Origin of the sequence: Thiohalocapsa sp. (assembly GCF_019695415.1) — a bacterium.
Lineage (GTDB): Bacteria > Pseudomonadota > Gammaproteobacteria > Chromatiales > Chromatiaceae > Thiohalocapsa.
This window is the reverse complement of sequence record NZ_JAIFKJ010000399.1, coordinates 1-10,467: the sequence shown is the minus strand read 5'-3', so window position 1 is coordinate 10,467 and position 10,467 is coordinate 1. Positions and strand designations below refer to the sequence as shown.

Here is a 10,467-nt window from a genome sequence, read left to right as displayed (position 1 = left end):
CCCTGAACGTCCAGCCGCCGGCGGTGATCCTGATGGCCGGCCTGCAGGGCTCGGGCAAGACCACCACGACGGGCAAGCTCGCACGCTTCCTGAAGGAGCGTCAGGGCAAAAAGGTCATGGTGGTGAGCACCGACGTCTACCGCCCGGCCGCCATCCACCAGCTGGCCACCGTGGCCAAAGAGGTCGGCGTCGACTGCTTCCCGAGCAGCGCCGACCAGCAGCCGGCGGCCATCGCTGAGGGCGCCGTCGCCGCGGCTCGCAAGCAGTTCAAAGACGTGCTCATCGTGGATACCGCCGGCCGGCTCGCCATCGACGAGGCGATGATGGCCGAGATCCAGGCGCTGGAGACGGCGCTGTCGCCGGCGGAGACGCTGTTCGTGGTGGACAGCATGACGGGTCAGGACGCCGCCAAGACCGCCAAGGCCTTCCACGACGCGCTGCCGCTGACCGGGGTCATCCTCACCAAGGCGGATGGCGACGCCCGCGGCGGTGCGGCGCTCTCCGTCCGCGAGATCACCGGCAAGCCCATCAAGTTCCTCGGCACCGGCGAAAAGACAACGGCACTTGAGCCATTCCATCCGGACCGCGTGGCGTCGCGGATTCTCGGCATGGGCGACGTGGTCTCGCTGGTGGAAGAGGTCCAGCAGAAGGTAGACCACAAGCAAGCCGAGAAGCTTGCGAAGAAGCTCAAGAAGGGCAAGGGCTTCGACCTCACGGACTTCCGCGACCAGCTGAAGCAGATGAGCCAGCTCGGCGGCATGGCGGGGCTCATGGACAAACTCCCCGGCATGGGCGAGGTGCCGGACCACGTGAAAAGCCAGGTGAACGACAAAGAGGTCGTCAAGCTCATCGCCATCGTCGACTCCATGACGCCCATGGAGCGCGCCCATCCGCAGATCATCAAGGGCAGCCGACGCAAGCGCATCGCTGTCGGCTCCGGCACCCAGGTCCAGGACGTGAACAAGCTCCTCAAGCAGTTCACGCAGATGCAGAAGATGATGAAGAAGATGAAGGGCGGCAACATGGCCAAGATGATGCGGCAGATGCAGGGCCGGCTGCCGCCTGGCATGGGCGGGCTCGGCGGCCCCGGGGGCGGACTGCCGCCGGGTGGCTTCCCGCCCGGTGGTGGCTTCCCGATGTGAGGCTGGGCCGGTCACTCGTGCGGGTAAGGTCGCTGTTGCGCGCCGATCACCACGGCAGCAGAGATTTGGCTGGTTGCAGTTGGTGCGGGACCGAACATGGGCTGGCGTGCTGAGCTGCACCTGCGCTGCGAGCAACGCGCCGGCCCCGCGGGGCCGCGCACGGTGCTGGCCCGCAAGCACCAGCTGGGTCCGATGACACTCCAGCGCGCCTTCCATCCGGAGGGAGCGCCCTGTCATCTCTACCCCTTGCACCCTCCAGGCGGAGTCGTGGGCGGGGATGCCCTGGACATCCAGCTGGACGTCGTCGCAGGTGCACATGCACTGGCCACCACGCCGGGCGCGGCGAAGTTCTACCGCAGCGCCGGAGAGAGCGCCCTGCAGACCCAGGTGTTGTCGGTGGCCCGGGGCGCTGTGCTCGAATGGCTGCCGCAGCCCGCCATCCTGTTCCCGGGCGCTCGGGTTCGAGCCCATACCGAGGTTCTGCTGCGCGGCGATGCGCGCTTGCTCGGATGGGAGGTGACCGCCCTCGGCCGGCCCGTGATCAACGAGCGTTTCAGCCAGGGCACCCTGGACGCGACGCTCGCGCTGAGCCGCGACGGCCGCCCGCTGCTGCAAGATCGACTGCGCATCGCCGCGGCGGCGGATCTGGAGCGCGCCGGCGGTCTACGCGGGCGTCCGGTGACCGGCACCTTTCTTGCGGCAGCTGCCGACGCGGAGGCACTCGAGATGACGCACGCCGTGCTCGCCGGTGCCCCCGGTATACTGACCGGCGTCACCCTCCTCGACGATCTGCTGGTGGTGCGTGCCCTGGCGGATACTACGGAGCCGGTTCAGGAGTTATTCTGTGCCCTCTGGGCTGCGCTGCGCCCGCGGTTGCTGGGCCTCGCTCCGCAGCCGCCGCGTATCTGGGCGACGTGATGCCCCTTCCGCCGTAGAAGCTCCCCCCAAATCGCTGTTCATCCCTTGAGAGGGCGCCATGGATCTCACACCGCGCGAGAAAGACAAGCTGCTGCTCTTTACGGCCGGTCTGCTGGCGGAGCGACGCCGGGACCGGGGGCTGAAGCTGAACTACCCCGAGGCCATCGCCCTCATCAGCTGCGCCATTCTGGAAGGCGCCCGGGACGGCCGCACCGTTGCCGAGCTGATGGACTACGGCCGCACCCTGCTGACCCGTGACGACGTCATGGAGGGTGTGCCGGAGCTGATCCCTGACGTTCAGGTGGAGGCCACCTTCCCCGACGGTACCAAGCTGGTGACCGTGCACGATCCAATTGTTTAAGCAGTTTCGAGTCTCGAGGTGCGAGTATCGAGGGACGGGACAACATCCCACCTGCCTCCTGTGAGCCTCGAGCCTCGTCACTCAATACTCGATACTCGATACTCGGTCATCGCCACTTGGAGCGCAGCGAATGATGATCCCAGGTGAAATACTCACCGCCCCCGGCGACATCGAGCTCAACGCCGGACGCCCGGTGCTCACCGTTGAGGTGGCCAATACCGGCGACCGGCCCATTCAGGTGGGCTCCCACTACCACTTCTATGAGACCAATTCGGCGCTCCGCTTCGACCGTGAGCCCACCCGCGGCCACCGGCTGGACATCCCCGCCGGCACCGCGGTGCGCTTCGAGCCGGGGCAGAGCCGAACGGTGGACCTGGTGCCCTATGCAGGCGACCGCGTCGTTTATGGCTTCACCGGCAAGGTGATGGGTCCTCTGGACCCAAGCAGCGACACACCAGACACCGGCGCCGACGGAGGTGACACGCCATGAGCAGGATCTCCCGTGACGCTTATGCGTCCATGTTCGGCCCGACGACGGGCGATCGGGTCAGACTCGGCGACTCCGAGCTCATCATCCAGGTGGAGCGGGACCACACCGTCTATGGTGACGAGGTCAAGTTCGGCGGCGGCAAGGTCATCCGTGACGGCATGGGGCAATGCCAGCGCCAGGCGGATGAGGTGGTCGACACCATCATCACCAACGCCCTGATCCTGGACCACTGGGGCATCGTCAAGGCCGATATCGGCATTAAGGACGGCCGCATCGCCGGCATCGGCAAAGCGGGCAATCCGGACACGCAGGCCGGTGTGGACATTCTGGTCGGCCCGGGCACCGAGGCGATCGCCGGCGAGGGCATGATCGTCACCGCCGGCGGCATCGATGCCCATATCCACTTCATCTGTCCGCAGCAGGTGGAAGAGGCGCTGATGTCCGGCGTCACCACGATGTTGGGCGGCGGCACCGGTCCCGCCACTGGCTCCAACGCCACCACCTGCACCCCTGGGCCCTGGAATATCCACCGCATGCTCCAGGCCGCGGAATATCTGCCCATGAACCTAGGCTTTCTCGGCAAGGGCAACGGCAGCTTGCCGAACCCGTTGGAAGAGCAGGTCCGTGCCGGGGCCATGGGGCTCAAGCTGCATGAGGACTGGGGCACCACGCCAGCCGCCATCGACTGCTGCTTGGGCGTTGCCGAGAAGATGGACGTGCAGGTGGCCATCCACACGGACACGCTGAACGAGTCCGGCTTCGTCGAGGACACCATCGCCGCCTTCAAGGACCGGTGCATCCACACCTACCACACCGAGGGTGCCGGCGGCGGTCATGCGCCGGACATCATCAAGGCCGCAGGTTTGGCCAACGTGCTGCCGTCGTCCACCAATCCGACCCGGCCCTACACGGTGAACACCGTGGACGAGCACCTCGACATGCTGATGGTCTGCCATCACCTGTCGCCATCGATCCCGGAAGACGTCGCCTTTGCGGAGTCCCGCATCCGCAAAGAGACCATCGCCGCGGAGGACATCCTGCACGACTTCGGCGCCTTCAGCATGATCGCGTCGGACTCCCAGGCGATGGGCCGCGTCGGCGAGGTGATCACCCGCACCTGGCAGACGGCGCACAAGATGAAGGTGCAGTTCGGCAGTCTGTCATCCCCCGACGGCTTGAGCGACCCCGCCGAGCACGACAACGCCCGCGCCAAGCGCTATGTCGCCAAGTACACCATCAACCCCGCCATCACCCACGGCATCGCCCACGAGGTCGGCAGCGTCGAGGTGGGCAAGCTTGCGGATCTGGTGCTCTGGCGCCCGGCCTTTTTCGGCGCCAAGCCAAGCCTGATCCTGAAGGGCGGGCTCATCGCCGGCGCCGCCATGGGCGACCCCAACGCCTCCATCCCCACCCCGCAGCCGGTGCACTATCGGCCGATGTTCGCCGCCTTCGGTCGCGCTGTGGGCCACACCTGCATGACCTTCGTCTCCGGCTGGGCCATGCAGGATGCGGTGGCACAGAAGCTGAACCTGAAGCGCCTGATCGGCGTGACGCGGGATGTCCGGCACGTCACCAAGGCGGACATGATCCACAACGCCTGGCAGCCCAATATCGAAGTCGATCCGCAGACCTACGAGGTGCGTGCCGACGGCCGACTGCTCACCTGCGAGCCGGCGGACGTGCTGCCCATGGCGCAGCGGTATTTTTTGTTTTGAGTGTCGAGGGGCGAGGATCGAGGGGCTGGGGGCGAGGCGTTGATGGCGCACGGGTATAGGGCGGAGTCGGAAGTGGCTTCGCCGCTCGCCGATCTGTCCCGGCTCGCCGATCTGGGCCTTATCGAGCAGGATATTCGCGGCGAGCGCTTTGTCGAGCGTCACCTGGACGACCTGCTGGGCTATGTCGCCGCGGTCCGCGGACGCTTGGGCGATGTCAGCGATGGCTGAGAGCGGTCTGCCGATGCTGACGCGCCGCCTGCCAAATGCCGGCAAGGCGAACGCCGCCGCACACCTCACCCTGGACCAACGCGGCCGCTCGCGCCAGCGCATCTGTCTGGACGACGGGCGGGAGGCGGGTATCCTGATGCCGCGGGGTGAGGTCCTGCGCGACGGCGACCTGTTGGGCACCGAGGATGGGCGCTTCATGGTGCGAGTTGTCGCCGCGCCCGAGCCGCTCTCCTGCGCCCAGAGCCCAGACCCAATGCTGCTGGCCCGCGCCTGCTATCACCTGGGCAACCGCCATGTGGCGCTGCAGATCGAGCCGGGGCGGCTCTGCTGGCTGCGCGACCATGTGTTGGACGCCATGGTGGTGGGCCTCGGCCTCCGTGTCACGCAGATCGACGCGCCGTTCGAGCCCGAGCCGGGCGCTTACGGTGGCGGACAGGGTCACGGCCATGCGCGCGGCCCCGACCATGCGCACGGCCACCGACACCATCATGGCCACGAGCCCAAGCACCACAGCCACGACTGACGGCCCGCCGCGGCTGCGACCGGCACTGCTGCGGCTCATGCAGCTGGTGAGCCCGTCGCTGCCGGTGGGGGGCTTCACCTATTCTCAGGGGCTGGAGTGGGCTGTGGAGGCGGGCTGGGTCCGCGATGCCGCCGACACCGAGGACTGGCTCACTGGTGAGCTTACAGCAACGCTGGCTCCGCTGGATTTGCCCGTTGCTGCCCGAATGATGGGCGCGGTGGGCGCCGGCGACCGCGGCGGGCTGCAGCATTGGATCGATCTGCTGCTGGCGGCCCGGGAGACCAGCGAGCTGCGCGCGGAGGAGCGCCAGCGCGGCCGGGCCATGGCGGATCTGCTCTGCGCCTTGGGCCTGCCGGCGGCGGCGGATTGGCGGGATCTGTTGGCGCAGAGTCAAATGGCCGGCTTCGCGTTTGCCGCCACACGCTGGGAGATTCCGGTGGCGGATGGGCTGGGTGGCCTCGCCTTCGCGTGGGCGGAGAACTTGACGCTTGCCGCGGTGAAGCTGGTGCCCCTGGGGCAGAGTGACGGTCAGCGCGTGCTCGCGCGCCTTGCCGGGCGGATTCCTGCGATGGTGGACCTGGCGCTCGGCTTGGGTGACCATGACATCGGTGCATCGAGCCCCGCGCTTGCCATCGCCAGCGCTCGGCATGAGCAGCAATACACCCGGCTGTTTCGGTCCTAGCTTCTACAAAACTCCGCTTCCGTCCCGCATCATGCCTCACAACAACCCTTTGCGCGTCGGCGTCGGCGGCCCCGTCGGCTCCGGTAAGACGGCGCTCCTGGACGCGCTCTGCAAGCGGCTGCGCGGCGACTACGAGATCGCGGTGGTGACAAACGACATATACACTCGGGAGGATGCGGAGTTCCTGATCCGCTCCGAGGCGCTGGAGTCCACGCGGATCGTCGGTGTGGAGACGGGCGGTTGTCCGCACACAGCCATCCGAGAGGATGCCTCGATGAATCTCGCCGCCGTCCAGGACCTGCAGGCGCGCTTTCCGGCGCTGGACCTGATCTTCATCGAGAGCGGTGGCGATAACCTGGCGGCCACCTTCAGCCCGGAGCTGGCGGATCTGACCATCTATGTCATCGATGTGTCCGAGGGCGAGAAGATCCCGCGCAAGGGCGGCCCCGGCATCACCCGCTCGGACCTGCTGGTCATCAACAAGATCGACCTCGCACCGCACGTCGGCGCGTCGCTGGATGTGATGGAGCGCGATGCCAAGCGCATGCGCGGCGAGCGGCCTTTCGTCTTCACCAATCTCCGGGTGGGCGAGGGGCTGGACGTCATCGTCGACTTCGTGCGCCGCGAAGGACTGCTGGCGCCGGCCCCCGCAGGCCCTTGATCGACATATGATGGTCACAGCCGAACATCGGCCGGCTTGGACGCGACGGCTCGCTATTGCCCCGCTGGTGCTCCTGATCAAGGTCTATAAGTATCTGGTCTCGCCGTTGATCGGGCCACGCTGTCGCTTCCTACCCACCTGCTCGGACTACGCGCTGGAGGCGCTCGCTCGACATGGGCCGATCCGCGGCGGCTGGCTTGCGGTGCGTCGCATCGGCCGCTGTCATCCGTGGGGGGACTCGGGCTACGATCCGGTGCCGCCTGTTGCGCCCGCGCCTCGGCCACAGGACACACCAGAGGAGCCCCCCCGGGGCTAAGCCATGGTGACTCTCAGCAGCCACCGAGATATGGAGCCCCTCCCGTCATGAGCGATGCGAACTCTGGTGAGGCGCCGAAGTCCGCCGCGTCTCCGCTAGCGGCAAGCCGGCAGCCAGATCCAGCTGTGGAGGCGGCCATCCGCATCGGCTTGATCGGGGCGCTGCTGCTCCTCTGCTATCGCATCATGGAGCCTTTCCTCGTGCCCATTGCCTGGGCCATCATCTTGGCGGTGGCCTCTTGGCCCGGCTACAAGCGCCTACTGGCGTTGGTGGGCGGGCGGCGGGTGACCGCAGCAGTGCTCTTCGTCGTCATTGCCCTGTTGGTGCTGTTGGTTCCCGTCACCATGCTGAGCGGTACGGTGGCGCAGGGAGCCGAATGGCTGGCCCAGAGCTTCGAGGCGGGCGACATCAGGGTCCCGGCGGCGCCGGACTTGAGCCACGTGCCGCTGTTTGGCGCCGAGATGCAGTCTCTGTGGCAGGATGCCTCCACCAATCTGCAGGACGTGCTGCGTACCCTGGAGCCTCAGCTCAAGGCCATCGGTAGCTGGCTGCTGAATCTGGCCACCAGTGCCGGCGTGGGGCTGCTGCATTTCGTGCTGGCGATCTTGATTGCCGGGGTGCTGCTGGCGAAGAGCGATGTGGGGCGCCGTGCCGCACAGGCCATCGGCTGGCGCCTGGCCGGCCCCCGCGGGCTCGGCTTCGTGCGCCTCGCGGAGACCGTCGTCCGCAGTGTATCCCGCGGCATCCTCGGTGTGGCGCTCATCCAGGCGATGCTCGCCGGGCTCGGCATGCTCGCGGCGGGCGTGCCCATGGCCGGACTCTGGGCGCTGGTGGCGTTGCTGCTGGCTGTGGTGCAGATCGGCGCGTTTCCGGTACTGCTGCCGGTGATGATCTACCTGTTCTATACCGCTGACCTCACCACGGCGGTGCTGTTCGCCCTCTGGTCGCTGTTCGTCGGCTCCATCGACAACGTGCTGAAGCCCATGTTGCTGGGCCGGGGTGCGTCGGTGCCCATGCCGGTGATCTTCATTGGCGCCATCGGCGGTTTCATTGCCGCCGGCATCATCGGGCTCTTCATCGGGGCCGTCGTTCTTGCCCTCGGCTATGAGCTCTTTCTGGCCTGGCTCGCCGAGGTGGCTCCTCCGGGCACAGAAGCACCAAAGGCGACGGACGTCGAAGCGTCACTTGCCGCCGACAGCCCCGATGCCACGGGCTGAGGCTCGGCAGCCACTAGTCGGCGCTGCGAGCGCTCAGCAGAGGATGACCTCGATGCCAATACGGGCGTTATGCTCGGCGTTCGGGTCGAGCCGCTCGATGCGGGCGCAGAGTTGGCGCTGACGGTCGAGCAGGCGGGCCGCCATGAGGTTCTCGCCGCGCGGCAGGTAGCCGAGCTTGCGCCCTCGCCAGCGCAGGGCGACGGCATTGGCGTCGTGCGGGTTGTCCGCTTCGCGCTCCAGTGTCAAGGGCGTGCGGCGCGCCAAGGCCGGCCAGAGCTGTGGTGCCTCATGATGGCGGAAGCCGGCGAGGGCGCTGCGCTGCAGCCGAATGACGCGAGCTGCGGGTGGCCCTGCGCTTAGCACTGGGTTCAGGCGCAATGCGCGCTGGCTTGCGGGGCGGTTCGCTGGGAGCATTGACGATCTCCTGATGCTGATCGCGGCTGTGGCTGTTGCCGGCAGTGTGCTCGCCCTGGTGGCTCAATGCGTGAGCCGATTGTCCGAATACCGCGCACACTCGGATGGCTAACTGGGGTGCAAAGCGGGTCGACGTTCGGGACAATCCGCGCGCGTGCTCACGGGGCGATTGCTCCGCCGCCCGGCCGAGTCTTGTCGCGGCCTTAGGACACTCCCCGTTGCGCTTCGCGCAGCTCGCCGCGCCGCCTCAAAACTAAGGAGAACGCCATGTCTAGGTTCAATTTGCCGGCCGTCCTTGGCCTACTGCTCGTTGTATCGGCGCTGCCGGTTGTGGCGGCGGAAGGCGAAGAACCAACCCCTGTCACCATCGACGATCCGTCAATCCCCGTCGATCAGCTCCAGCTGCTGCTCACGCCGCTGCCGACGGCGCAATTCCTGGTCGAGGCTAACGCCAGGCACGGCCTGGTGCAGGAAACCTCCGAAGCCATCGCGGCGGCGCAGACGGAGGACAAACGCCTGTACGGAGATGCGCCGGAGCTGGAAGGCGCGGATGAGGCAGGCGTAGATGCGGCGGTGGATTCCGTACGGGCTGCATTGCTGAATGACATCAATGAGCTGCGCGAAGAGCGCACCCATCGGCTGGACGGCTTGACTGCGGCCGTCGCCGCCCTGGAGGCGAAAGCGAGCCCGGACGATGCCGACACCCAGGCACAAATCCGAGACTACCGGCTGTATGCATCCGCTGTGCGCGGGATCGAGCTTGACTTGGCGGATGCCGGTGCCTCCTGGCTGGCGATCCAAGGCTGGCTCACGTCGGATGAGGGCGGCCTGCGTTGGGTGCTCAATATCGCCAAGTTTATCGGGATTCTGCTGGTGGCCTGGATCGTTTCGGGGATCTTCCGCAGCATGATCCATCGGGGATTGCAGAAGGTGCCGGGTACCTCTGCGCTGCTGGAGGACTTCCTCGTGCGCGCGGCCCGCTGGGTGGTGATGGCCATCGGCATCGTTATGGCCCTGGCGGCGCTGGAGGTGAGCATCGGGCCGTTGCTCGCCGCTTTGGGTGCCGCGGGCTTCATTCTCGCCTTCGCGTTACAGGACTCCCTGAGCAACTTTGCGAGCGGCCTGATGATCCTGTTCTTCCGGCCTTTCGATACGGGCGACGTGGTGGATGCCGGCGGCGTCTCGGGCACCGTGCAATCGCTGAATCTGGTCTCGACGACCATCAAGACCTTTGACAACAAGACGATGATCGTGCCGAACAACAAGATCTGGGGCGACATCATCACCAACGCCAGCGGTGTCACCGAGCGGCGCGTCGACATGGAGTTCGGTATCGGCTACGACGACGACATGGATCGCGCCCAAGCCATTCTCGAACAGATCGTGGCCGCGCATCCCAAGGTGCTGAAGGAGCCGGCGCCCACGATCAAGCTGAGCGCGCTGGGTGAGTCCTCGGTGAATTTCATCGTCCGTCCGTGGGTCAAGACCGCGGATTATTGGGCGGTGTTCTGGGACATTACCCGAGAGGTCAAGCGTCGCTTCGACGCCGAGGATATCGGCATCCCCTATCCGCAGCAGGACGTGCACCTGCACCTGGCAGGCAATGCGCAGGCGTTGGCGCAGCTTGCTCCGCCGGCTGTTGGCCAGACCACCAGCGCCATGACGAAGGACGGCGGACTCGACGACGGGGACGCGGAGCGCAACGAGTAGCGTTATACCCGTCGCGCATGGGTTTTCGGTTAAGGGAGGTGCGTCGCTCGTGCCCGAGCGCAAGGCACGACGACGAGTCATAGTCACCAC

Annotated in this window: 13 protein-coding genes; 12 read left to right on the top strand and 1 reads right to left on the bottom strand. The window is 66.8% G+C overall.

Going from position 1 to position 10,467, the window contains the following annotated elements:
- From I6U14_RS11430 to I6U14_RS11380, 11 genes are all read left to right on the top strand, one after another.
- The coding region (locus I6U14_RS11430; protein ID WP_296899428.1) for a GTP-binding protein at window positions 1-1,142 on the top strand (1,142 nt) is incomplete at its 5' end.
- A 96-nt stretch (window positions 1,143-1,238) separates the two neighbouring features.
- On the top strand, window positions 1,239-2,060 hold the full coding sequence (locus I6U14_RS11425) for an urease accessory protein UreD (RefSeq protein ID WP_296899425.1): 822 nt from the start codon (window positions 1,239-1,241) through the stop codon (window positions 2,058-2,060).
- A gap of 58 nt (window positions 2,061-2,118) precedes the next feature.
- On the top strand, window positions 2,119-2,421 hold the full coding sequence (gene ureA, locus I6U14_RS11420; RefSeq protein WP_296899423.1) for an urease subunit gamma: 303 nt from the start codon (window positions 2,119-2,121) through the stop codon (window positions 2,419-2,421).
- A gap of 133 nt (window positions 2,422-2,554) precedes the next feature.
- Window positions 2,555-2,911 (top strand): urease subunit beta, encoded by a 357-nt coding sequence (locus tag I6U14_RS11415; RefSeq protein ID WP_296899431.1) that lies wholly within the window; start codon window positions 2,555-2,557, stop codon window positions 2,909-2,911.
- Entirely contained in the window at window positions 2,908-4,626 is a 1,719-nt protein-coding gene (ureC, locus tag I6U14_RS11410) for an urease subunit alpha (RefSeq protein ID WP_296899420.1), read from the top strand. The genes I6U14_RS11415 and ureC overlap by 4 nt, the downstream gene beginning before the upstream one ends.
- Window positions 4,627-4,698: 72 nt before the next feature.
- On the top strand, window positions 4,699-4,854 hold the full coding sequence (locus tag I6U14_RS11405) for a hypothetical protein (RefSeq protein WP_296899418.1): 156 nt from the start codon (window positions 4,699-4,701) through the stop codon (window positions 4,852-4,854).
- Between the two features lie 13 nt (window positions 4,855-4,867).
- Window positions 4,868-5,377: an urease accessory protein UreE gene (gene ureE / locus I6U14_RS11400; RefSeq protein ID WP_296899429.1), complete on the top strand. Its 510-nt coding sequence runs from the start codon at window positions 4,868-4,870 to the stop codon at window positions 5,375-5,377.
- Window positions 5,301-6,059 (top strand): urease accessory protein UreF, encoded by a 759-nt coding sequence (locus tag I6U14_RS11395; protein WP_296899416.1) that lies wholly within the window; start codon window positions 5,301-5,303, stop codon window positions 6,057-6,059. The genes ureE and I6U14_RS11395 overlap by 77 nt, the downstream gene beginning before the upstream one ends.
- Window positions 6,060-6,090: 31 nt before the next feature.
- Window positions 6,091-6,720, top strand: coding sequence for an urease accessory protein UreG (gene ureG / locus I6U14_RS11390; RefSeq protein WP_296899413.1), 630 nt, complete (start codon window positions 6,091-6,093; stop codon window positions 6,718-6,720).
- 7 nt (window positions 6,721-6,727) lie between these two features.
- Entirely contained in the window at window positions 6,728-7,036 is a 309-nt protein-coding gene (gene yidD / locus I6U14_RS11385) for a membrane protein insertion efficiency factor YidD (RefSeq protein WP_296899410.1), read from the top strand.
- Between the two features lie 47 nt (window positions 7,037-7,083).
- Window positions 7,084-8,253: an AI-2E family transporter gene (locus tag I6U14_RS11380; RefSeq protein ID WP_296899408.1), complete on the top strand. Its 1,170-nt coding sequence runs from the start codon at window positions 7,084-7,086 to the stop codon at window positions 8,251-8,253.
- Between the two features lie 33 nt (window positions 8,254-8,286).
- On the opposite strand, the gene I6U14_RS11375 is transcribed toward I6U14_RS11380, so the two are convergent.
- The gene (locus I6U14_RS11375; RefSeq protein ID WP_296899407.1) at window positions 8,287-8,667 is read right to left on the bottom strand and encodes an HIRAN domain-containing protein; all 381 of its coding nucleotides are present in this window, start codon (window positions 8,665-8,667) and stop codon (window positions 8,287-8,289) included.
- A 267-nt stretch (window positions 8,668-8,934) separates the two neighbouring features.
- Here I6U14_RS11375 and I6U14_RS11370 point away from each other — a divergent pair, with 267 nt between their 5' ends.
- On the top strand, window positions 8,935-10,377 hold the full coding sequence (locus tag I6U14_RS11370) for a mechanosensitive ion channel family protein (RefSeq protein ID WP_296899405.1): 1,443 nt from the start codon (window positions 8,935-8,937) through the stop codon (window positions 10,375-10,377).
- Window positions 10,378-10,467: the final 90 nt, after the last annotated feature.

What these genes read in the sequence shown, in the direction of transcription:
- I6U14_RS11425 (WP_296899425.1), top strand. Translation starts at nt 1,239, where the DNA reads ATGGGCTGGCGTGCTGAGCTGCACCTGCGCTGCGAGCAACGCGCCGGC.
- ureE (WP_296899429.1), top strand. Translation starts at nt 4,868, where the DNA reads ATGCTGACGCGCCGCCTGCCAAATGCCGGCAAGGCGAACGCCGCCGCA.
- ureG (WP_296899413.1), top strand. Translation starts at nt 6,091, where the DNA reads ATGCCTCACAACAACCCTTTGCGCGTCGGCGTCGGCGGCCCCGTCGGC.
- I6U14_RS11395 (WP_296899416.1), top strand. Translation starts at nt 5,301, where the DNA reads ATGCGCGCGGCCCCGACCATGCGCACGGCCACCGACACCATCATGGCC.
- ureC (WP_296899420.1), top strand. Translation starts at nt 2,908, where the DNA reads ATGAGCAGGATCTCCCGTGACGCTTATGCGTCCATGTTCGGCCCGACG.
- I6U14_RS11375 (WP_296899407.1), bottom strand. Translation starts at nt 8,667, where the DNA reads ATGCTCCCAGCGAACCGCCCCGCAAGCCAGCGCGCATTGCGCCTGAAC.
- I6U14_RS11415 (WP_296899431.1), top strand. Translation starts at nt 2,555, where the DNA reads ATGATCCCAGGTGAAATACTCACCGCCCCCGGCGACATCGAGCTCAAC.
- yidD (WP_296899410.1), top strand. Translation starts at nt 6,728, where the DNA reads ATGATGGTCACAGCCGAACATCGGCCGGCTTGGACGCGACGGCTCGCT.
- I6U14_RS11380 (WP_296899408.1), top strand. Translation starts at nt 7,084, where the DNA reads ATGAGCGATGCGAACTCTGGTGAGGCGCCGAAGTCCGCCGCGTCTCCG.
- ureA (WP_296899423.1), top strand. Translation starts at nt 2,119, where the DNA reads ATGGATCTCACACCGCGCGAGAAAGACAAGCTGCTGCTCTTTACGGCC.
- I6U14_RS11370 (WP_296899405.1), top strand. Translation starts at nt 8,935, where the DNA reads ATGTCTAGGTTCAATTTGCCGGCCGTCCTTGGCCTACTGCTCGTTGTA.